The sequence below is a fragment of the Clostridium sp. AF32-12BH genome, from assembly GCF_003477935.1.
In the GTDB taxonomy this organism is placed as follows: domain Bacteria; phylum Bacillota; class Clostridia; order Lachnospirales; family Lachnospiraceae; genus Brotaphodocola.
Genome location: NZ_QUEH01000014.1, coordinates 100960 through 121256 on the forward strand (window position 1 = coordinate 100960; position 20297 = coordinate 121256).

Sequence of the window (20297 nt, forward strand, 5' to 3'; positions counted from 1 at the left end):
TAATTTCTTATTTCATCAGCGCAAATAACGGTTTGCAGGCCGGGTAGATCTGACGGAACACCTGGTAACGTGCTTCGTATTTTTCCACCAGCTCCGGTTCCGGCTCTACTGTTCCGGTAATCTTCACGATCTTATGGGCTGCCTCCTCCACGTTTTCATATTCCCCGCAGGCAACTGCTGCCAGCATGGCACCGCCCAGTGCCGGTCCCTCCTCACTCTCGATCAGGTCGACCTTCAGGTTCATGACATTCGCGATGATTTTCCGCCATAGCAGACTTTTCGCCCCGCCGCCGCAAATCTTTGTGCGCTCAATCTGGATTCCAAGAGATTTTGCCACTTCCAGGGAATCACGCAGTGCAAATGCCACACCTTCCAGCACGGCCTGGGTCATATCAGCCCGGCTGGTATCCATAGTCATGCCAATGAACGTCCCGCGGGCGTTCGGATCGTTATGCGGGGAGCGTTCCCCCATAAGATAGGGAAGAAAATACACATGATTGTCTCCCAGATTTTCAATTGTGAGCTGTTCCACTGCATAGTCGTTCGTTTTGAGTATCTCATCCATCCACCACTTATTACAGGAAGCCGCACTGAGCATGCACCCCATCAGATGATAATGTCCGTCTGCATGGGCAAACGCATGCAGCGCATTGTGCTTGTCTACCCCAAACTTTTCCGAAGAAATGAAGATTGTGCCGCTGGTTCCTAAAGAAATATTGCACATGCCATCGCCCACCGTACCGGTTCCAACGGCCGCTGCCGCATTGTCTCCGGCACCTGCTGCTACCCGGACTGTATGCGGGATACCAAGCTCATCCGCAATCTCTGGAAGTACGGTTCCCACGCTCTCGTAAGACTCATAAACCTTTGCCAGCTGCTCTTCACGCACTCCGCAGATCTCACACATTTCTTTCGACCAGCAGCGGTTCTTTACATCAAACAGCAGCATGCCGGACGCATCCGACACATCGGTGCAATGCACCCCGGTCAGACGGTAAGCAATGTAATCCTTCGGGAGCATGATCTTCGTGATCCGCGCAAAATGCTCCGGTTCCTTATTTTTCACCCACAAAAGCTTCGGCGCCGTAAAGCCCGTAAAAGCAATGTTGGCCGTATATTCCGAAAGCGTTTCCTTACCGATCACGTTGTTTAAATAATCGCATTCCTCCCAGGTCCGTCCATCGTTCCATAACAGTGCCGGTCGAATTACTTGGTCGTCTTCGTCCAGAATCACAAGGCCATGCATCTGTCCCCCAAAGCTGATGCCTGCCACCTGGTCCTTCTCGCAGCCATCCAGTAATTCTTTCAAACCGTCCATTGTCCCGGCGAACCAGTCCTCCGGCTTTTGCTCCGACCAGCTGGGATGCGGAAAATAGATCGGATATTCCCTGGATACGATTTTCTGGATCGTTCCATCGCCCTCCATAAGAAGGAGTTTTACCGCCGATGTTCCAAGATCAATTCCAATATAGAGCATACCTTTCCCCCTTTCAGGTAATGCAATCCGTTCGTTGCTGTTCACGCGTTGCCTAACAGCAACACCAGTTCTACTCCCATATTAGCCTGTTTACTCTTGATTTTCAATAAGCGGTTATGAAATTGCATAATTCCCAGGCCGCACTTATTAGCAGTCTGCATAAAAGAGTGCTAATTTCTGAAAATATTGCTAATTTTATTTCTTTGTGTACTGTTTTTTTGTAACTTTTTCAAGGTTCACTTTTTTCCAGAAGTGCTATAATACAGTCAGTGCAAGAAGAACCAATCGATGTTTAAAGCAACACATCAAGCTCTCCATCTACACGAATGAATAATGATTATAAGACCGGAAGGATTTCTTTCTCCGGCCATTCAAAGTAGGAGGCAGATTATTATGATGACATTAGCAGCTGAAAAAAGAGACCCTGAGGTAAAGGCAAAAAAATTAAGAAGAGAAGGCTACACCACCGGCGTTTTATATGGTCGTGAGATGAAAGAAAATGTAGCTCTGAAATACGCAGAAAAGGATGCTTTAAGCTTCATTAAAAAAGCCAAAGAAGGTGCACAGACCATGCTGGATATCGCAGGTGAAAAGGTCGATGCCCTGGTAAAAAATATTGATTATGATCCACTGAGCAAGAAGATCCTGGCACTGGATTTCCAGGCACTGGTCGCAGGTGAAGTTGTATCCGCAACCGTTCCGGTCACCTTTGTAAATGAAGAAGTCGTTCAGGGTGTCTTCGAACCGGAGATCACCGAGATTCATTACAAAGCAGACCCGGCACATCTGCTTGACCCGATTGAGATCGATCTGGCAAAGCTTCCGCAGGGAACCAAGACGTTGTATGTCAAAGACCTGAAGCTGGAAGAAAAAGGTGTCACCGTAGTCACCACTGCCGATTCCCAGCTGTTCCATGTTGGTGAATATGCGAAGGTTGAAGAGGATGCTGAGGAAGAAGCACCTGCAACGAAATAACAATCCATTTGACTTTAATAGGACCGTGTGAGTTGCCTTTCGGCAACTCACACGGTCCTTGTCATATACTTAAATTGTTATAAATGAACACTCTCTATGATACACGTATGCTTTTTCTTATTTTTAGGATCTTCGTTATAGTTGATTCCTACAAGCAAAATTTTATCTCCGTATCCCTGTAATATTCCACTGTATCGTCGGTCTTTAATTTGCCGGATTGCTGAATCAGCTGACTCATTATATTTCAATTCCACAACAAAAGCAGGTCTTCCCCCCGCATTTGCTCTTGGAATGAATTTTTGCGACTTCACTCCATGAACCGGTTTGCAATGCCAGATGAGTCACACAGACCTTTTACTTCTTCTTCCGTAAAGCCAAAATACCTCGTAAGCTGCCGGGATTTCAGCATGGTAAATTCCCGGAAATTATTGAGTGCGGACTCATCTTTTATTTTTTTTATAGGTAAAATGCCTGTGATATACGCCAATGCCAGAAACGCCTTTGACTCTTCACTTTTAAACAATAAATGTAAAAACTGCAGATAATTGTGAACCAGTTCTGAGTTTCCCCCATTTCTGATCACACAGTCCCATTCGTCCATAATGATAACAAATGGAATACCGGTAAGTTTATAGATGGACAGAAGTATAACACTTAGCATTTTTGTATAGTCAATGGAATCGCCATATACCTGTTTCAGCTCGTCGCAGATATACTCCTGGATTTTTTCTATTACATTATCCTTATAGACATCCCAAAATGATGAAACATCGATGTGTATCACTTGATACTGGTTCATGTGTTCAAGATATCCGGGCTTTGTTGCTATTTCCGTATTTTCAAAAAGTTCTGATGAATCGCAGCCACGGCTATAGTATGCATCTATCATTCCGGCGGCATGGGATTTACCAAATCTTCTTGCATGACTGACACTGATACAGTTGGCATTTGTGCAGATAACCCGGTTCAGATGTTCCAGCAAACCGGTTTTATCGAGGTATAATTCACTATTTTTATCCTTTTTGAAGCTATCGTTATCAGGATTAAAATAAATTCCCATTTCTTAGTTCCCCTTCCAAAAACTCATGCAGATGCTTAACGGACTGCCACGTTACTCTTTAATATTCCCCTTCGCAATATTCTCTTTCAGGATCTGGTCCGTGATCTCGAACAGCTTCTCCGATCCTTCGCGGGTACGGGACTGTCTTCCGTAAACCTGCTTGGCCGTAACATCGTGGCGCTTCCAGTCTCCGCCATCATTGCTGTTGTTCAATAAAAGCGGCTGCAGGTTATCCAGTGCCCGCGCAAATTTTGCTTCCGGAGTCTTGCGTTCCTCAAATTCATCGAAGATTTCCACCAGCTTCTCTTTCTGATCTTCCGGAAGAAGGGAATAAATGCGTTCCTTTGCTGCTTCTTCCCTTGCTTTCTGGGTTTTCAAGCCTTCCGCATCGTAGGCGTAGGTGTCTCCCGCATCGATCTCCACCACATCATGGATCAGGCACATGAGCATAACCCGTGCCACATCGATCTTTTCGTTGGAATATTCCCGCAAAAGATATGCCATGATCGCCATGTGCCAGGCATGTTCCGCATCGTTCTCATTGCGCCCGTGTCCCGTCAGGTGCGTCTGGCGGAAAATATTTTTTTCTTTATCGATTTCCAAAATAAAGTCAATCTGCTTCTGTAAACGTTCGTCCATACTGAATCCTCTTTCTGTACACGATATGCCGGTTTCATTTCCTGTTTCTCGCGGCTCATGCCTTTCACTGCATAAATTCAGTTCAAAAAATTTCTATCTGTGTACAATAACATTCTACCACAGCTTTTCCCCTCTTTCAGCCACAAAATACATTCCATCCAACAAAAAGCGTGGTATAATGAAACCACCGAACCTAAAAAGACAATCCATAACCGATTCTTATTGAAAGGACAATCTTTCCATGAAAATACTTACCTTCGGAGAAATCATGCTCCGTTTAAAAACACCGGACCACCTGCGGATCGTGCAGACAGACGGGTTTGAAGCCAGCTACGGCGGCGCGGAATCGAATGTTGCCGTGTCACTTGCCACCCTTGGGGATGACGCAGCCTTTGTCAGCAAGCTTCCGAAAAATCCGGTAGGCGATGCCGCATTTAACGAGCTTCGGCGCTACGGGGTCGATACCTCCCGCATTCTGCGCGGCGGCCCGCGACTCGGCATTTATTACTTTGAAAAGGGCAGCGATATCCGCCCGACTAACGTGCTTTATGACAGGGCCGGAAGCGCCCTAGCCGAAGCTGATGCCAACGAATTTGACTGGAAAACCCTGCTTTCCGGTGTGGACATTTTCTTCTTTTCCGGTGTCACACCTGCCATCAGCGATTCTGTAGAACAGGCTGTACGCGACGCACTGAAATACTGCCACACACATGGCATTACCGTCATCTGCGACTTAAATTACCGCGCGAAAATGTGGTCCCGCGAAAAAGCCCAGTCCGTCATGAAAGAACTGATGCAGTATGTAGACCTTTGTATCGCCAACGATGAAGATTTCGAAGCGACTCTCGGCATCCACGCATTTGACGGTGACATGGCACACGGCATCGACCAGATTGAAACTTACCGCCAGGGAATGAAACAAATTCAGGAGCTTTACCCAAACTGCAGCGCCGTTACCAGTGTTCTGCGCAATTTGAAAACCGCTGAGGATGGAGACTGGATGGGCATCTATTTAAAGGGCGGACATTTTTACGAAAGTCCCATCCACACCGTACACAGCTTCGAAGCCGTCGGCGCAGGAGATGCTTTTGCCGGTGCCCTGATCCATGGACTCGTCCACCAGTTTTCCCCACAGAAGCTGATCGACTTTTCCATCACCGCCAGCGTCATGAAACTGATGATCCAGCACGACTTTAATCTGGCCAGTGAAGAAGAAATCCTCCGCATTATGAAAACCGGAGAGACCAACGTGATGCGCTAAATGATATAACCATATCGCACGATAACAAACAAGGGGCGAACGTTCCGCATCCACCATTTACGGCGGGCACGGGACATTCGCCCCTTGGATATTTCCTATGCAATATCGCTTCTGTTCTTATCCTTCAACTCTTCTCAGCTCTCCGGTTGCCGAATCCATGATAAATCCGTTGATCCGCACATCTTTCGGCATCAGCGGATGCTCTTTTAAGCGGCACACGGTCTCATGAACCGAAGTCTCCACGGACTCAAAGCCGCCCAGCCAGCGTTCCAGATTCACGCCACTGTGACGCACAATATCAATGTGCTGCTGGTCAATACCGCGCTCCACCAGCTTCTCCAGCATCTCGTTTCCATCCATGCCCTGCACGCCGCAGTCAGTATGACCAATGACCATAACCTCTTCCACACCCAGTTCCAGAATGCCGACCAACAGGCTTCGCACCACGCTGCCGTAAGGATGCACGATCACACCACCGGCATTCTTGATGATCTTGGCATCGCCATTTTTGATGCCAAGCGCAGCCGGAAGAAGTTCTAAGAGACGGGTATCCATACAGGTTAAGATTGCCAGTTTTTTGTCCGGGTATTTGCTGGTTAAATACGGCTCATAGCCCTTATTCTCCACAAATTTCCGGTTGTATTCCATAATTTCATCTATCATAGGTTATCACTCTCTTTCTGTGGGATATCTGCAGGCTGCCATGTCCGTGAAATTTTTCTCTGTACCAATTGCCTGCATGCATCAATATAGCAGATTTTTGTTCTATTGTCAGTAGATCAGAAAATTATTTATGGAAATTTCAGAAACACGTCGGAAGCATACATGACGATTCCCCAATCACCAACAGCGTCTTTGCAGGTATCACCGGGTTTCCAAACACAGGCGCAAGATCTGCGCCGCGGTAAAGACGCGTTTTTCCCTTTCACGATGCTTTTTCAAGCCTTGTTCTCATTACAAATTTCTTCCATTTTTCAGACATCATATGCTTTGGCTGGTATTCCAAATTTTTCCATTCGCAAGAGCTTTGCTTCCAACCGATCTTTTGAAAAAAGCTAGCACCCGGATCTGGCTTTTCGAGATCTTGTTCTTCACACTCAATGCATGCTGACATCCGCGTAATTCCAGACTCTGCTGCTTCTGATCTTCCTGACTCTGGTAATACGGACATGCTTCCTGCACAGTCAGGATTTTCCATGGAATTGTGTAGTACTTCCGGCACTCTTCCAGTGCCCCTTTTTTCGCAAACTGACAGCTTCTACACTGCGGCGTAAACACCTGGTAATTGCTGCTGCCATCTGCCTGCATTTCTTCGTCCATCTGCCATTTTTCTTCCAGCGTCAGCGCACGTGGTTCTTCTTTGCCTTGTTCCAGCTTCTCCTGTTCTGCCATAAAATCCCTCCCCTCTCTAACCCCATTCTCCTCTTTCTTCCAATATACAAAATCCCCGTGATTTCTTCCATTATTTATCCGTGTTTTCCCCGATCAAGCGATTTTTTGTCTGATTTTACAGATTTCCTCCATCCGGTTCTACTCTTTTTCCAACAGCTTCTCAAAACTCGCATCCATGCCAAGCGCCCCGAGCGGTGCTGTAATGAGGATTGCCATAACCGCCACCGACAAAATGATCTGTCCGCATGGCAGTCCCATTGCCATCGGCACGGAACCGATCGCAGCCTGCACGGTTGCTTTCGGCAGATAGGCGATCACGCAGAACAGGCGCTCTTTCCAGTTCAGGGTCGTCTTGACCAGGCAGAGCAGCACGCCAACCGTGCGGAAAAGCAGAGCAACCGCAATCATGACAACGGCAGCCAGCCCGGCTCCCACGGTGTAGCGGATATCCACCGCCGCGCCCACCAGCACAAACAAAAGCACCTCTGCTGCCAGCCACAGCTTTCCAAACTTTTCAGACAGACGCCCGGAGACTTCTTTGATGCTGCGCAGCTTCAGCACACAGGCCATGCTGACTACAGCCAGAAGACCGGATACCGAAATGTATGGTTTCAGCCAGGTTTCCACGGACATGAGAAGGAACGAGATTCCGAGCACAATGATCACTTTCATGCTGTTGCGGACATAATGCTCCTTCGCATAAGCCGTCTCAAAGAACAGACTCAGCAGCCATCCTGCCACCTCACCAACGATCACGCCGCTGATGATGGAGACCGGGATATTCACAAAATCCATCAGTCTGGCACTTCCGCCCTGCGCCATCCCGGAAAACGTAGAAAACAGGACAATGACAAAAATATCATCGCAAGAAGCACTCGCCAGGATCATCTGCGGAATGCTCTTTTTCGTACCGTATCCGGTTTCGATCAGCTTCACCATGCGCGGCACAACAACGGCCGGGGAAACAGCGGCCAGAACAGCTCCCATAACAGCGGCCTCGATCCGGTTCACACCAAGGATCACAGGCGCAAACAATACATACCCAAGAAGCTCAAAGCTCGCCGGAACGCAGGCCAGCATCACGGCAGGCCGTCCCACCTTCTTTAGATCGGCCAGGTTCAAGGATAGTCCGGCCTTTACCAGAATGATGATCAGCGCCATCTGCCTCAGCTCGGATGAAATAGACAAAATGGATGGATCCAGCAGGTTCAGTACATACGGTCCCAGCACAATGCCGGTCAGAAGCATGCCGATGATGCGCGGCAGTTTCATACGTGCACAGATCGCCGCCATGGCCAGACCTGCCAGAAAAATGAATGATAGTGATGTTAACATATTTTTTCCTCCTTATTGTACGCGAAATCATCGGACACGCCACTGGTGACTCCTCGATATGCAATGCAAAAAAAAAGCTGGTGACCCCTGTGATTTTCTCACAGAAGTCATCAGCCTTATTTCAGCGGTTTTGGTTTCCCACGGGAGAACTTCATTCCCAGGCGCTATTTTACTGTATTTTCCACGGTTTGTAAAGCGAAGATTCTCATTTTTGCCATCTAATCTTGTCATCCAAACACTCTGTACGATATAATAAGACTATCAGGCAAAATGCTATACCTGCATTCTACATTAGGAGATGGATCATGAATAAACTTTCGAAATGGAAAAAACTGGAATACGCAGCAATTGGTTTTCTGCTGCTGTGTCTGGTCTTTCTGTCATTTTGCTTTTATAAACCAGAGCCTGCCGTGAACGCGCCGGTATCCGTTGTGAGCGACTGGTACCGGCTGCAGGACGGACAGCGCATCGAAGTGAGACTTCCGGCAAACCTGACACCGGGACCTGACGGCAGCCTCACGCTGTATTGTGACAAACTGACCAGATCCGATGCCGGGAAAATTTTTTCCGCCCGCGGCATCCAGTATGGCCTTGAGATCCGCATGGGAGACTCCCTTCTTTATCAGTACCGGGAAAATGCGTTTCTGAAAAATGACCAGATGAAGGGAAAACTCTGGGCTGACGTTTTCCTCCCACAAACGATCGGAAGCAGTCCGCTTTGCCTGGTCTATAGAAACATGCCAGACAGCCCTCAGTTTATTTACGCGCCCATTTTCGGTCCCACTTCAGCAGTGACAAGACAGCATCTGATTGACCATGCGCTTTCCTTTGCCGTCCTGGCGGGCATGCTGGGCATTGGGATTCTTTCCCTTGCCATTTACCTGTACCTGAAATATCACGATTTTCACGAACCACGTTTTCTGGATGTCGCACTGTTTCTGTTCCTGTGTTCTCTGTGGTCCTTTACCGACTCAGGGATTTATCATGTATATGGAAAAGAAATTGCGATTGGAAGCCTCATCTCCTTTTACGCATTCATGCTGATGTCCGTTCCCATGCTTCACTTCGTACAAAATACTGGGACATTAAAAAGGAGTCCGCTTCCCGGCCTCTGGATCGCAGCCCTCTATGCCAATGCTTTTTTCCAGGGGATCGGGTACCTTTTGACAGGCATACCGTTTATCCATATGCTTTTCCTCACACATATCCTGCTGTTTTCCGGAGTCATTACCATGATTTTGCTGTTACGCCGCGAATACCTGACCACACACAACCGGGGAGTCGGGCTTTGTCTGATTGCATTCGCGATCCTTGGCGTGGGCGGCATTATCTCCCTGATCTTATACTGGCTCTTTAAGATCTACTGGTATGATGCCATCTTCCAGTTTGGAATCATGCTGTATATCCTGCTTCTGTTCTGGGGTCTGATCTGTAAGATCACAAACGATATCCGCTTCCGCATGGAACAGGAAATCCGGGAAAAAATGTCCATGGAAGACCGGATGACCGGCTTGAAAAACAAAAAAGCCTTCGAACACTATCTTGCAAAACTGGAACGGCATTCTGATGAATACGCAAATGCATTCCTGGCATTTCTGAAACTGGAGGATCTGAAAGAAGCCAATGCGGCCTATGGCATGAGTGCCGGAAATGAACTGATCATCAGTGCCGCGCAGTGTATCCAGAATGTCTGCAGGGAACTTTCACCGGAACCGATTGAATGTTTCCGTACCGATGGAAATGAATTTGCCGTCATTCTTACCGATCCAAAAATTTCTTTTTCTGACTATGAAACCATGCTGCAGAAAGAGATTCGCAGATTCAATGCGTCCGGCAGCAGCCGCTGCCAGGTATGTCTTACATTGGGACACAGCTATTTTAAAGACAGCCTGGGAAATACACAGAGTATCAGCAGCTGGAAGAGCCAGGCCGATTATGACCAGCACAAAAGCAGCGGACAGACCGCCGCTTCCCAGGTCAGCAATCCATACAAAAGAATGTCCGAACAGGAGGAATCCTTATGAGTTATAATTCCGATTTTCTGATTGCCGCGTTCATCATTCTTACCATCGTTCTGTGGCAGTTTTTTAATCAGAAGCGCCCAAACGATCTGAATAACCGCACATTTCTTCATTTGGCAGTGCTTGGAATTCTGGATGTATTTTTTGAACTGATCAGCACTTACTACATTGCTTCCGGTTATGGTGATTTTGGAATGGGCGCCATTTTATCCACTACCATCTTTTACCTGATGCAGACCTTGCTTCCTTTCGTTCTGGTCTGTTACATCCGGACCTTTCATAAAAAAGAGCACATTCATCCCGGTGAAATGTTCATCCTGGGCTTTCCAACACTTATCCTGCTCTTTTTGATCCTGAGCAATCAGTTTACCGGCAATATGTTTTTCTTTGAATCTCAGACCGGTTACGTAAAAGGCCCACTGTACATGCTCATGTATTACTGTGCCCTGCTCCATATTGCAGAAGCCACTCTGATCATCATTTTCCGGAGAAAAGCACTTGGTCCAGCGACCAGCAAGGCACTGTTTCAGATTCTTGTACTGTCGGCTTTCGGTGTCATCGTTCAGGCGCTGTATCAACCGCTTTTGATGACTGGATTTGGGCTCAGCCTTGCAGTCCTGACACTGTTTTTGACCATTAACAATCCACATGCCAATACCGACAGTCTGACCGGGCTCTATGACAAACCATACTTCATCCGAAAAACAGAAGAATTTCTCGCGGAAAAGAAAAGTTTCCACGTGATCACCATAACCTTTTACCAGTTAAACCAGATCAACCGGGCAGCCGGTACCCAGAGTGGGGACCAGTTTCTAAAGCTCATCTCCGAACAGCTTCAAGAAATCTGCGGACTGCAGGTTTTCCGCATCACCGGAAAACGATTTCTCGTACTGGCCTCTTCCCTGCAGGAATATGAATATTTCCTGACGGAAATAAAAAAGCTTTTTCAGCAGAATTCCGGTTTGAATGCAGAAACCTCTGACAAGCTATCCTCCCCTGCCATTCTTTGCGGTATCCTCAATGCAGAAAAGCTGGATGATGGAGGGGCCATCCTGGAATACGCAGAATACCTGGAATCTCTTGCTCCGCGAAATGGCATCGTTGAAACCGTTCAGGATGACCAGAAAACCATGAGCAGCTTTGTGTATAATAAAGAAATCGAACAGTTTCTGCATACCGCCATTGAAGAGGATCTGTTTGAAGTCTATTACCAGCCGGTCTACTCCCTGGATGAAAAATGCTTCGTTTCCCTGGAAGCCTTAAGCCGCCTGCGTCATCCGACGTACGGCTGGATTTCTCCCGATATGTTCATTCAGATTGCAGAAAGGAACAGGTTGGTCGACCAGATCAGCGACCTGCAGTTTCGCCGTGTCTGCCGCTTCCTCAAAGACCATGAAGATCTGATGAAGCAGCTCCATACGGTCAAATTCAACCTTTCTCCGCTGGATCTGATCAAAAATGACTGCAGCAGCCGTTTTATCCGGATCATAGATGAATTCGGTCTCCCGCATTCCTATTTCCAATTTGAAATTACGGAAACCGTGGCAACCGAATACAATAACATCCTGAATCAGGCTGTCGAAGAATTTTCCAATGCCGGGATTCTCTTGTGCCTGGATGATTTCGGCTCCGGCTACGCAAACTTTAATACCGTCATGCGGCTTCCATTTGCTGCGATCAAGCTGGACCGCTCCCTGCTCTTTCACATCTGTTCTGATGTCAAAGCCGCTACCTTCTATCAAAGTATTGTGGCTGCATTCCAGCGGATGGGCTACCTGATCATTTCAGAGGGTGTGGAAACCCAGGAAGAACTGGACCTGCTGGAACAGTGGGGTGTCAATATGATCCAGGGATATTATTTTTCCAGACCTCTGGCTCCGATCGCGCTTCTGGAACTGCTCACCGAGAAAACAAACTAAGCGGATCCAGGATTCCTACCGTCACAGCCGGATCCATATCAAAAAAGCTGATGCCCTGCGTTTTTTCCGCAGAAGTCATCAGCTTTTTCTTTCTATTATAATGCTTTTTCGTAACACCAGTAATCGTGTTCGTGTAAAAAACACGCCCCGACTGTTTCATATTCAAACACCTTATAAGACGCCAGTGCTTTTTTATTTTCCTTTGCCACCAGGATGTGTACACTTTTGAATCCCTGGCTGCGCAGTTCCTCTATCGCCCCCGCCATCAGCTTTCTGGCAATTCCCTGGTTCTGGTAGCTTTCGCGCACACCGAGCCTGGAAAGTTCCCGCCCCGGCTGAAGCTCTTTCGTCCAGCAGGACAGCGTTTCCACCTTTGGATCTTCATCGATGGAGATAACTCCGGCGATCTCTCCGTTTTCTTCGTTCCGCAGACAGAATAATGCATTGCGGGATAAGTCAAAGTCTACGTCACTACGAGACGGATAGTCTGCTGTCCAGGCACAAAACGGAGTGCCGACCAGCGAACGGTAGAGGTCCAGGACTTCGTCCGCCTCTTCTTTTCGCACATGCTCAAATACAAATTCCATGATCTGTTTCCTCTTTTCTATTGCTCCGCGCTCTCAAGCGGGAAATGACAGAACACCGTTCTATCCCCAAAACGCTTACATGGCGGCTGCTCTTGTCCACAAATTTCCTGTGCATAAGGGCAGCGGGTGTGGAATTTACAGCCAGACGGCGGATTCACCGGAGACGGGATCTCACCGGTCAGCAGTTCTTTTTCTTTGGTCCGAAGATGCGGATCTGCCTTCGGGATTGCATTCATAAGGAAGCGGGTGTACGGGTGCAGCGGATGCGCATACAGCGACTCGGTATCCCCGATCTCGCAGATGCTTCCCAAAAACATGACACACACACGGTCTGCGATAAATTTCACTACGCTCAGATCGTGGGAAATAAACAGATACGTCAGCTTATATTCTTCCTGCAGATCCTTTAACAGGTTTAACACCTGGGACTGGATGGAAACGTCCAGCGCGGATACCGGCTCATCGCAGACGATCAGTCTCGGATTCAGTGCGATGGCACGGGCAATGCCGATTCGCTGGCGCTGTCCGCCGGAGAACTGGTGCGGATACCGGTTATAAAATTCTTCCGGGATCCCGACCTCTTTCATGAGCTCCTTCACCCGTGTTTCCAACTGCTTTTTGTCTTTCATTCCATAAGTTGTCAGCGGCTCTGCAATGATCTTCGCCACGCTCATGCGCGGATTTAAGGAAGCGTACGGATCCTGGAAGATGATCTGCAGCTGTCTGCGGATCTTCGCAAACTCCGACTCCTTCATGGCAGTGATATCCTGCCCCTCAAACTCCACCTTACCGGAGGTTGCCTCCAGAAGACGGATCAGCAAGCGCCCTAACGTACTCTTTCCGCAGCCGGATTCTCCGACCAGCGCCAGCGTCTCACCTTCGTAAATTTCCAGGTTGACATCAGACACTGCATGCACCACCAGCGGATCCTTCTTTGTGCCGCCAATAGGGAATTCCTTTACCAGATGATTGGTGCGAAGCAGAAGCTTGCGTTCACTCGTGCTGTTTTCTGTCTGCTGGTTTTCTGCCAGCCCATCCAGACATGGCTGATCTGCCAGCCATGTTGTGTTTTCAGTTGTCTCCATTCACGCTCACCTCCTCTGCTCCGGCATTTTCGCTCCGAAAGCACCGCACCTTATGCCCTTCGGCACTCTCATACATCTGCGGCTCCTCATTTCTGCACCGCTCCGTCGCATACTCACACCGGGTGCAGAAACGGCAACCTTTCGGCAGATGTAAGAGATTCGGCACCACACCCTCGATCGTGTAAAGCCGCTCTTCCCGGCTGTCCAGCTTCGGAATGGACTTTAACAGGCCCTGCGTATAAGGGTGCGCGGTATGGTCAAACAGTTCAAAGGTCTCTGCCTGCTCCATAACCTTGCCCGCATACATGACATACACATAGTCGCAAACTTCTGCCACCACGCCCATGTTGTGGGTAATGAGGATGATCGAAGTTCCCTGCTCCTCACAGAGTTTCTTCATTAACTGTAAGATCTGCGCTTCAATGGTCACGTCCAGCGCCGTGGTCGGCTCGTCGGCGATCATCACCTTCGGGCGGCACACCATGGCCATACCGATCATGACTCTCTGGCGCAGACCGCCGGAAAGCTGATGCGGATAACTCTTATAGCGCTTCTCCGGCTCCGGGATTCCGACTGCACGGAAAATGTCAATAACGCGCTGCTTTGCTTCTTCTTTTGAAACCTTCTGATGCAAAAGAATGGCCTCCTGCACCTGCTTTCCCACCGGATAGACCGGGTTTAACGAGGTCATCGGCTCCTGGAAGATCATCGAGATCTCATTTCCGCGCACCTTCGCCAGTTCCCGCGGGGAAAGGTGGGTAATGTCGCGTCCCTCCAGGGTAATGCTTCCGCCTACCACCTTGCCCGGGTAACGCAAAAGTCCCATAACAGACATGGCGGTCATACTCTTTCCACATCCGCTCTCTCCTACAATGCCAATGATCTTTCCGGCCGGTACCTCAATGCTGACGCCATCCACTGCCGGCACCTCCCCCTTCGCGGTAAAGAAGTGGGATTTCAGATCACGGATATCTAATACGATTGAATCGTTCATGTTCTTCTCCTTTTCATTCCTGCCCCTGTCAGGCAAAAATGCTCCTTCTCTGCTGGCAACTGCTCCTGCCCGTCAGGCACAGCCAGTCACCACTGCTGTCTTTTTCCATGCAGTTCCGGCCTTACTGCTCCTTCAGATACGGGTCCAGCACATCGCGCAGACCATCGCCCAGGAAGTTAAATGCCATCACCACGATCATGATCGCAACACTCGGCGCAATGGAAAGCCACGGCTCGGAAAACAGATATTTCTTTCCGCGCACAACCATCAGTCCCCAGCTGGCACTCGGCGGCTGTGCACCGACGCCCAGGAAGCTTAACGATGCCTCAGAGAGGATTGCGGATGGAATATTTAACGTAAACAGCACGATCAGGGAAGGAATGCAATTCGGCAGGATGTGCCGGAACATGATGACCCATTTTTTCACGCCAATGCTCCGCGCCGCTTCCACGTACTCTTTTTCCTTTAAGGAAAGGGTCTGGGAGCGGACAATACGGGCCGTTCCCGCCCAGTTTACCAGGCTTAATGCAATGAAGATGTTGATCAGACCCCCGCCCATGGTATACATGACCACCATAGCCAGAAGCAGGGACGGGAATGCCAGCATCACATCCGCCAGACGCATGATGATGAAATCGACCTTTCCGCCATAGAAACCGGCATACATGCCAAGCACGGTGCCGATTGCCATGGAAATGAGCGTCGGCACCAGACCAATCGTTAAGGAAATGCGGGCACCGAAAATAATGCGGCTTAAGACATCGCGCCCCAGCTCATCGGTTCCCAGCCAGTGCGCTGCGCTCGGATGCTGCAGGCGGTCTGCCAGGCTCTGCTGTAAATGATCGTAAGGCGCCACCACCGGGGCAAAGATTGCGATCAGGATCATAAGGATGATCAAGAGTGCAGAAAATGCTGCCAGCTTATTCTGACGTACCAGAGTCTTCGCCTTGTCCAGCCAGGTGTCTGCCTCGCCGATCTGAGCGCTGAAATCTGTCTGCATGTTTTTTGCATTTGTGCCATCCTGCTGCACGCTGCTGCCCACACCGGTCCGGCTGTTTTCAGACAGATTTTCCATACTTGTTTTTCTTTCCATCTTACGCGCCCTCCCTGATTCTCGGATCCAGTACATTATAAAGCAGGTCTGCCACCAGGTTTCCTGCAATGATCAGGATCGTAGTAAAAATAACGGTGCCCTGCAAAAGCGGCATATCTCTGGTCTCAATGGCATTGACTGCCAGACGACCAATGCCCGGAACACCGAACACACTCTCCGTTAAAACAGCGCCGGACAGCATGCTGGACACCTGCAGCGCCATCATCGTCACAACCGGGAGCATGGCATTTTTCAGCGCATGCTTTACAATGACACCAGACTCCAACAGACCCTTAGCCCGCGCTGTGCGGATAAAGTCATTCTGCATGATCTCAACCAAGTTGGAGCGGGTCATGCGGGCAATGCTTCCCGCAGAGTTCCACCCCAGCACGATCGCCGGAAGGATCATTGCACGGAAGGAATCAAAACCGGAAACCGGGAACCATTTAAACTTAAACGCAAACAGATACTGGAGTACCAGCGCTGTCATAAAGACCGGCATGGAAACACCGATCAGGGCACCGCCCATAAACAGGCGGTCCAGCAGCTTATTCTGGCGCACCGCTGCAATGATCCCAGCCACAATGCCGATCACCCAGGCAACCACCGCCGCCAGAAGGGATAATTTCACTGTATTCGGGAATGCCTCTAAAATAATCTTTGTCACATTCCGGTTCAGCCTGTAGGACGTTCCGAAATCGCCCCGCAGCGCATGGGCAATATACTGGAAAAACTGAACATACAAAGGCTTATCCAGCCCCATCTCTTTGCTGATCTTCTCGATCACCGCCGGATTCACATGCTCACCCATCATGGTGGTAACCGGGTCACCCGGGACAATGCGCAGCATGATGAAAATCAGAAGCACCACGCCCACCAGGACCGGAATGGAAATCAGAATCCTCTTCAGTACCTTCTTGAACAAAACCTTATCCTCCTTCTATGCAGACACACAATCTGGCATGCCCGTTGACATACAGACCGGCCATGAATGTTTCCTTCCTCTGCGTTTCTACATGGCAAAAGAGGGAGTCCCTTTCGGAAACTCCCTCCGGTCACGATCCTACTCGTTGATTGATACGTTGTAGAAAAGCTGGTCACTCAGACCGCTCCATAACGGTGCAAAGCCCTCTACCCGCTTGCTGACTGCGAACAGATGCAGTCTGGAGAACATCGGCACCCATGCCGCATCCTCGTGGGCGATCTTCTCTTCCAGTGCCTTGTACTCAGCCAGACGCTCGTCTTCGTTCACAATGGTACGCGCCTTCGCTACACGGTTCATCACTTCGGTATCCGGGTAATTGATGGAGCGGATCTTTGTCTTCTCTTCATTTCCAAAGAAGGTGTAAATGAAGTTGTCCGGGTCGTTGTAATCGGCAGACCAGGTAGACATGAAGGAACCAAGCTCACCGGATTTTCTGGTCTCTAACCAGGTAGATTCATCGTAATTCTTGATCTCTGCGCGGATGCCAACCTCAGCAAGCTGGTCGCTGACAATCTCCAGCGCCATGGTCATGGTGTCAGAAGCAGAGCTGTCTGCTGCAATCTCCATGTCAAAACCATCTGCATAGCCAGCCTCGGCAAGCAGCGCCTTTGCAGCCTCCGGATCGTACTTGATCTCTTCCTGATCCGGGTTAAAGCCGATGAGGCCGTGCGGGAAGATTCCCTGCTCCACCTGTCCTCTGCCGCCGTAAAGCGCATCCAGGATTGCCTGGCGGTCGATGGACATCTGAACCGCCTTGCGGACTCTGACATCCTGGAACGGCTCCTTATTAAAGTTCATGGTAAAGTACACGATACCAACACGCGGTCCCTGCACGATCTGGTCCGGATACGTCTCGGTAAAGCGGTCAACAGAATCTGCCGCATAGTCCAGGTCGAGAATGTCAAGCTCGCCGCTCTCAAACATCATGGACTGGGTCTCAGTATCCGGGATGATCTTGATGACAACGCCCGGAAGCTTGGAAGCGCCCTTCCAGTAGTCCTCATTGCGGGTCAGAACCAGCTGGTTGTTAAAGCTCCAGGAAGAAAACTCAAACGGGCCTGTACCAACGGTCACTGCCGGATCCATACCAAACTGGTCACCTGCTGCCTCGGTTGCCTCGCTGTCATAAATCGAAACACCCGGGGAAGAAATACTTGCCAGGAAACCGGCAAACGGCTCCTTTAAGGTCACTTTGATGGTGTAATCGTCCACCACCTCAACGCCCTCCAGGGTATCGGTCTCGCCAGCCAAGAGCTCATCCGCACCCTTGATCTGGTCGATAAATTCGGTATTCACGCCGCCCTCTACGGTCAACATGCGGTGGAAAGTATAAGCCACATCCTCTGCGGTAAAATCATTGCCATTGTGGAACTTCACGCCCTGTCTCAAATGGAACGTATACTCCAGACCATCGTCAGAAATATCCCAGTTCTCAGCCAGACTCGGAACAATCTTGGAATTGCCGTCCGCGTCGACCTCAACATCGACCAGACGATCGAAAATATTGAACGGAACCTCGTAATCCTTAGAGGTCTTCTGAACATCTGCCGTCTGGATATCCGCATTCAGTGCAGCTACCAGGTAACCGGTCGTATCCACGTCCACGCCCTTCACTTCAGCAGCAGTTTCACTCTCTGCGCCCGCTGTATTCTCTGTTGTATCGGAAGTTTTGCTGCCGCCGCAGCCGGTCAGCGCCAGGCCAGCCGTCAGTGCAGCAGCCAGGATGAGACTGAGCTTCTTCTTCATAATATCCTCCTTGATGCGGACGGGATTTTATTGCTGTTTTTCCACACAGCATTCTATGCCAGCAACCAAAAATGGTGCATTGCCTCCTTAAGAGGATGCACCATTGCATTTGTATTGGCTGCGGCATCTGAAAATGTCCGCTAATAAAAAAATCATATCACATCGGAGGTGGATTTTCAACACCCTTTCGTAGCACTCCTTTTTATTTTCACTTATATTTTCTACTAGCATACAATCTTTCATATATGCCCTTGTATGCTCAGCGCTGCTACAAAAACAGGTCATCCAAGTCATCCAGGCTTCGCACAATCCGAATTGCCAGTTCTTTTAATACAAACATCACCAGCCTTGCCCATCCTACCAGATTCAGATGACAGATAAAGCTCACAAAATTTCCACCTGCAAGTCCATGAACAGCTGCATCTGCCCCATCGATTATGCAAAGAGTCGCATTCCCTATAATGAGCATTATACGCAGGTCGCACTGGCCCACTCTGTTTTATGGATATCCGCTGTGAGATAATCCTTTTCCCCGATCATTGCAGTTTCACTCCGATTCTTTCCGATAACGCTTCCGAAGAATTCAGCAACGTTCTCAACATTTCCTTTTCTTCCAGAGAAAGCTTTGTATAGTCGCGATGGCTGTTCCTGTTGATGCCGTTCCAAACGTGGCCGCAACTGCCATAGCCGCAGTTGGACCAAATGCTGCAATACTGGCTCCTGCCATGGCACCTGCCCCGGCAAGACTGGTACTGATCTTATCCGTCTTCTTGCTTTCAATCTGTAACTGATCGACTTCCTGCTCAAAAGCCTGGCGTTTCAGAGTGACCCGGGACATCTGTTTGCTCAGTTCACCCGGCTTATTTGATAGGGAATGAATATAGTCATCTACCCGCTTTAAAATTACTACGGCTTCCAGTTTCTTTTCATGGAGACCTGTAGTGTTCCGGATTGTTGTATCATAAGTATCCTGATACTGTTCGCCTGCTTCTTGCGCTGCTTCAAGTGCTGCTTTCTTATATCCGGAATTAAACATGAGAACCCCACTTTCCATTACGTGTTTACAATATGTATCATGGTTCCATTATACACGTAAGGAATAGAGGATGCAATTTTATATGGTCAACTGAATTTGGCATAAATCACATCAATATTTTCATCTATATTTCCACCAAACTCTTGCATATTGTTTTCCCATCTCCTATGATAATACTACAAAGAAAACAAAGGAGGCTTCCCTATGAGCTCAGCATTTACCACTTTGACCGAAAAATTAGCCCAGTTTGAAAAATATCTTATGGAAACAATAGAGAACTTGCGTCTTCTGAAGCTTGCACAGCTGAAGCTTCATCGCTATAAAAAAGAGAAAAATGCCGCAGAATAAATTTACTCCATTCTGCGGCATCTTTTTCATGTCTTATTTCATTGTTACTTATTTTGCTGTTGGACATAATGATTCTTTCTGATAAACTTCACTGATTTTTTTCACATCATAATCCGGTGCATAGTCTTTGGCTACGTTGCATATTTCTTTCACTATGGCAAGATTAATTTCCAACATATCTGCAATCTGCTCCGGTGCAAGACCTCTTTTCATTTTTTTGATTATCAAATCCGTCAACACGTAAGCTTCTCCCCGATCTTCTCCTCGGGCTTCTCGTGAACTACATCGGCAATTGAATTACCAAGCATCTGATTACGAAGCATAGCTCCGTAGTTTCAGGGGTG

19 protein-coding genes and 1 riboswitch are annotated in these 20297 nt (G+C 48.7%); of the genes, 5 read left to right on the forward strand and 14 right to left on the reverse strand.

Translation table 11 applies throughout. The annotated features are described in order from the left end of the window. Positions 1 to 7: 7 nt before the first annotated feature. Positions 8 to 1477 (reverse strand): xylulokinase, encoded by a 1470-nt coding sequence (gene xylB, locus DWZ40_RS14100; RefSeq protein ID WP_118543631.1) that lies wholly within the window; start codon positions 1475 to 1477, stop codon positions 8 to 10. A gap of 393 nt (positions 1478 to 1870) precedes the next feature. On the opposite strand from xylB, the gene DWZ40_RS14105 reads away from it, so the two are divergent. Beyond that, positions 1871 to 2452: a 50S ribosomal protein L25 gene (locus DWZ40_RS14105; protein WP_118543632.1), complete on the forward strand. Its 582-nt coding sequence runs from the start codon at positions 1871 to 1873 to the stop codon at positions 2450 to 2452. A gap of 307 nt (positions 2453 to 2759) precedes the next feature. Here DWZ40_RS14105 and DWZ40_RS14110 read toward each other — a convergent pair whose 3' ends face one another. Together DWZ40_RS14110 and DWZ40_RS14115 are read right to left on the reverse strand one after the other, a co-directional pair. Continuing rightward, on the reverse strand, positions 2760 to 3512 hold the full coding sequence (locus tag DWZ40_RS14110; RefSeq protein WP_118543633.1) for an AAA family ATPase: 753 nt from the start codon (positions 3510 to 3512) through the stop codon (positions 2760 to 2762). A gap of 51 nt (positions 3513 to 3563) precedes the next feature. Then, positions 3564 to 4151: an HD domain-containing protein gene (locus DWZ40_RS14115; RefSeq protein ID WP_118543634.1), complete on the reverse strand. Its 588-nt coding sequence runs from the start codon at positions 4149 to 4151 to the stop codon at positions 3564 to 3566. A gap of 241 nt (positions 4152 to 4392) precedes the next feature. On the opposite strand from DWZ40_RS14115, the gene DWZ40_RS14120 reads away from it, so the two are divergent. Further along, positions 4393 to 5412, forward strand: a complete 1020-nt coding sequence (locus DWZ40_RS14120) for a sugar kinase (protein ID WP_118543635.1) — start codon at positions 4393 to 4395, stop codon at positions 5410 to 5412. Between the two features lie 117 nt (positions 5413 to 5529). On the opposite strand, the gene DWZ40_RS14125 is transcribed toward DWZ40_RS14120, so the two are convergent. The 3 genes from DWZ40_RS14125 to DWZ40_RS14135 all read right to left on the reverse strand — a co-directional run bounded on the left by DWZ40_RS14125 (position 5530) and on the right by DWZ40_RS14135 (position 8139). Continuing rightward, on the reverse strand, positions 5530 to 6075 hold the full coding sequence (locus DWZ40_RS14125) for a carbonic anhydrase (protein ID WP_118543636.1): 546 nt from the start codon (positions 6073 to 6075) through the stop codon (positions 5530 to 5532). 318 nt (positions 6076 to 6393) lie between these two features. After that, positions 6394 to 6804, reverse strand: coding sequence for a hypothetical protein (locus DWZ40_RS14130; RefSeq protein ID WP_118543637.1), 411 nt, complete (start codon positions 6802 to 6804; stop codon positions 6394 to 6396). Between the two features lie 138 nt (positions 6805 to 6942). Beyond that, positions 6943 to 8139 (reverse strand): cation:proton antiporter, encoded by a 1197-nt coding sequence (locus tag DWZ40_RS14135; protein ID WP_118543638.1) that lies wholly within the window; start codon positions 8137 to 8139, stop codon positions 6943 to 6945. A gap of 94 nt (positions 8140 to 8233) precedes the next feature. Then, a riboswitch (Fluoride riboswitch) is annotated at positions 8234 to 8307 on the reverse strand. Between the two features lie 137 nt (positions 8308 to 8444). On the opposite strand from DWZ40_RS14135, the gene DWZ40_RS14140 reads away from it, so the two are divergent. Together DWZ40_RS14140 and DWZ40_RS14145 are read left to right on the forward strand one after the other, a co-directional pair. Beyond that, the gene (locus DWZ40_RS14140; RefSeq protein ID WP_118543639.1) at positions 8445 to 10163 is read left to right on the forward strand and encodes a diguanylate cyclase; all 1719 of its coding nucleotides are present in this window, start codon (positions 8445 to 8447) and stop codon (positions 10161 to 10163) included. Further along, positions 10160 to 12079: a GGDEF domain-containing phosphodiesterase gene (locus DWZ40_RS14145; protein WP_118543640.1), complete on the forward strand. Its 1920-nt coding sequence runs from the start codon at positions 10160 to 10162 to the stop codon at positions 12077 to 12079. The genes DWZ40_RS14140 and DWZ40_RS14145 overlap by 4 nt, the downstream gene beginning before the upstream one ends. 95 nt (positions 12080 to 12174) lie before the next feature. Here the strand turns inward: DWZ40_RS14145 and DWZ40_RS14150 are convergent, their stop codons facing one another. From DWZ40_RS14150 to DWZ40_RS14185, 7 genes are all read right to left on the reverse strand, one after another. Next, positions 12175 to 12666: a GNAT family N-acetyltransferase gene (locus DWZ40_RS14150; RefSeq protein ID WP_118543641.1), complete on the reverse strand. Its 492-nt coding sequence runs from the start codon at positions 12664 to 12666 to the stop codon at positions 12175 to 12177. Between the two features lie 17 nt (positions 12667 to 12683). Continuing rightward, a complete protein-coding gene (locus DWZ40_RS14155) occupies positions 12684 to 13751 on the reverse strand; it encodes a dipeptide ABC transporter ATP-binding protein (protein WP_118543642.1) in 1068 nt (355 codons plus the stop codon). Next, positions 13738 to 14745, reverse strand: a complete 1008-nt coding sequence (locus DWZ40_RS14160; RefSeq protein WP_118543643.1) for an ABC transporter ATP-binding protein — start codon at positions 14743 to 14745, stop codon at positions 13738 to 13740. Before DWZ40_RS14160 ends, DWZ40_RS14155 begins: the two co-directional genes overlap by 14 nt. A 121-nt stretch (positions 14746 to 14866) precedes the next feature. Further along, positions 14867 to 15838, reverse strand: coding sequence for an ABC transporter permease (locus tag DWZ40_RS14165; protein WP_347560095.1), 972 nt, complete (start codon positions 15836 to 15838; stop codon positions 14867 to 14869). Between the two features lies 1 nt (position 15839). Then, on the reverse strand, positions 15840 to 16763 hold the full coding sequence (locus DWZ40_RS14170) for an ABC transporter permease (RefSeq protein WP_118543644.1): 924 nt from the start codon (positions 16761 to 16763) through the stop codon (positions 15840 to 15842). A gap of 138 nt (positions 16764 to 16901) precedes the next feature. Next, positions 16902 to 18569: an ABC transporter substrate-binding protein gene (locus tag DWZ40_RS14175; RefSeq protein ID WP_118543645.1), complete on the reverse strand. Its 1668-nt coding sequence runs from the start codon at positions 18567 to 18569 to the stop codon at positions 16902 to 16904. 595 nt (positions 18570 to 19164) lie between these two features. Further along, positions 19165 to 19605: a hypothetical protein gene (locus DWZ40_RS14185; protein WP_118543647.1), complete on the reverse strand. Its 441-nt coding sequence runs from the start codon at positions 19603 to 19605 to the stop codon at positions 19165 to 19167. Positions 19606 to 19809: 204 nt separating this feature from the next. On the opposite strand from DWZ40_RS14185, the gene DWZ40_RS19625 reads away from it, so the two are divergent. Further along, entirely contained in the window at positions 19810 to 19953 is a 144-nt protein-coding gene (locus tag DWZ40_RS19625; protein ID WP_182430497.1) for a hypothetical protein, read from the forward strand. Positions 19954 to 20001: 48 nt separating this feature from the next. On the opposite strand, the gene DWZ40_RS14190 is transcribed toward DWZ40_RS19625, so the two are convergent. After that, entirely contained in the window at positions 20002 to 20193 is a 192-nt protein-coding gene (locus DWZ40_RS14190) for a hypothetical protein (protein ID WP_147354200.1), read from the reverse strand. Between the last annotated feature and the right edge of the window lie 104 nt (positions 20194 to 20297).

What these genes read in the sequence shown, in the direction of transcription:
- xylB (WP_118543631.1), bottom strand. Translation starts at nt 1,477, where the DNA reads ATGCTCTATATTGGAATTGATCTTGGAACATCGGCGGTAAAACTCCTT.
- DWZ40_RS14105 (WP_118543632.1), top strand. Translation starts at nt 1,871, where the DNA reads ATGATGACATTAGCAGCTGAAAAAAGAGACCCTGAGGTAAAGGCAAAA.
- DWZ40_RS14110 (WP_118543633.1), bottom strand. Translation starts at nt 3,512, where the DNA reads ATGGGAATTTATTTTAATCCTGATAACGATAGCTTCAAAAAGGATAAA.
- DWZ40_RS14115 (WP_118543634.1), bottom strand. Translation starts at nt 4,151, where the DNA reads ATGGACGAACGTTTACAGAAGCAGATTGACTTTATTTTGGAAATCGAT.
- DWZ40_RS14120 (WP_118543635.1), top strand. Translation starts at nt 4,393, where the DNA reads ATGAAAATACTTACCTTCGGAGAAATCATGCTCCGTTTAAAAACACCG.
- DWZ40_RS14125 (WP_118543636.1), bottom strand. Translation starts at nt 6,075, where the DNA reads ATGATAGATGAAATTATGGAATACAACCGGAAATTTGTGGAGAATAAG.
- DWZ40_RS14130 (WP_118543637.1), bottom strand. Translation starts at nt 6,804, where the DNA reads ATGGCAGAACAGGAGAAGCTGGAACAAGGCAAAGAAGAACCACGTGCG.
- DWZ40_RS14135 (WP_118543638.1), bottom strand. Translation starts at nt 8,139, where the DNA reads ATGTTAACATCACTATCATTCATTTTTCTGGCAGGTCTGGCCATGGCG.
- DWZ40_RS14140 (WP_118543639.1), top strand. Translation starts at nt 8,445, where the DNA reads ATGAATAAACTTTCGAAATGGAAAAAACTGGAATACGCAGCAATTGGT.
- DWZ40_RS14145 (WP_118543640.1), top strand. Translation starts at nt 10,160, where the DNA reads ATGAGTTATAATTCCGATTTTCTGATTGCCGCGTTCATCATTCTTACC.
- DWZ40_RS14150 (WP_118543641.1), bottom strand. Translation starts at nt 12,666, where the DNA reads ATGGAATTTGTATTTGAGCATGTGCGAAAAGAAGAGGCGGACGAAGTC.
- DWZ40_RS14155 (WP_118543642.1), bottom strand. Translation starts at nt 13,751, where the DNA reads ATGGAGACAACTGAAAACACAACATGGCTGGCAGATCAGCCATGTCTG.
- DWZ40_RS14160 (WP_118543643.1), bottom strand. Translation starts at nt 14,745, where the DNA reads ATGAACGATTCAATCGTATTAGATATCCGTGATCTGAAATCCCACTTC.
- DWZ40_RS14165 (WP_347560095.1), bottom strand. Translation starts at nt 15,838, where the DNA reads ATGGAAAGAAAAACAAGTATGGAAAATCTGTCTGAAAACAGCCGGACC.
- DWZ40_RS14175 (WP_118543645.1), bottom strand. Translation starts at nt 18,569, where the DNA reads ATGAAGAAGAAGCTCAGTCTCATCCTGGCTGCTGCACTGACGGCTGGC.
- DWZ40_RS14185 (WP_118543647.1), bottom strand. Translation starts at nt 19,605, where the DNA reads ATGTTTAATTCCGGATATAAGAAAGCAGCACTTGAAGCAGCGCAAGAA.
- DWZ40_RS19625 (WP_182430497.1), top strand. Translation starts at nt 19,810, where the DNA reads ATGAGCTCAGCATTTACCACTTTGACCGAAAAATTAGCCCAGTTTGAA.